1 protein-coding gene is annotated in these 842 nt (G+C 58.9%); it reads left to right on the forward strand.

All coding sequences use genetic code 11. From position 1 onward, the window contains the following. On the forward strand, positions 1-842 hold an 842-nt coding region (locus NKJ09_RS32445), incomplete at both ends, for an ArsR/SmtB family transcription factor (protein WP_352764788.1).

Below are 842 nucleotides of genomic sequence, written 5' to 3' on the forward strand. Positions count from 1 at the left end.
AATTTTCTGGTGATTGAACCTGAGGAAGGCATTGCCGTGCTCAAGGGGCTTGCCTCCTCGGCGCGTATCTCGATGCTGAAACTGCTGCATGAGAAGGGGCCGATGAATGTCAACGAAATCGCCGCCGTGCTGTCGCTGCCGCAGTCGACCGTCTCGACCAACATCCAGGTGCTGGAGGATGCGGGGCTGATCCGCACCGAGCACCTGAAAGCGAAGAAGGGCAGCCAGAAAATCTGTTATCCGACGGCGGAAGAAGTGCTCGTCGTGTTCAAGAGCGAATATCGTGCGGTCAAGAACGACGCGATCGAAGTGTCGATGCCGATCGGGCTCTACACCGGCTTCGAGGTTACCGCGCCCTGCGGCCTTTGTTCGCCGGACGGCATAATCGGTCTGCTCGATGTTCCCAACACTTTCCTCGATCCGGACCGCATGAAAGCCGGGCTTCTATGGTTCACCCGCGGTTTTGTCGAATACCAGTTTCCCAATAATGCCAAGCTCGCCAATGCCGAGATCACCGAGCTCGAAGTGGCGATAGAGCTGTCTTCGGAAGTGCCGGGCACCAGCGCCGATTGGCCCTCGGACATCACGCTGACGATCAATGGCGTCGATGTCGGCACCTGGACGTCGCCGGGGGATTTCGGCGACAAGCGCGGCGTCTTCACGCCGTCCTGGTGGAAACTCAAAGGCTCGCAATACGGCAAGCTCAAGAACTGGCGAATTGCCAGTGACGGCACCTATGTCGACGGCCTCAGGATTTCCAAAACCGGCCTCGCCGCACTCGATCTGAAGAGCCATCATTCAATCCGCGTCCGTATCGGCGTCAAGGACGACGCCAAGCGCCC

The sequence above is a fragment of the Mesorhizobium sp. M0189 genome, from assembly GCF_040322135.1.
Lineage (GTDB): Bacteria > Pseudomonadota > Alphaproteobacteria > Rhizobiales > Rhizobiaceae > Mesorhizobium.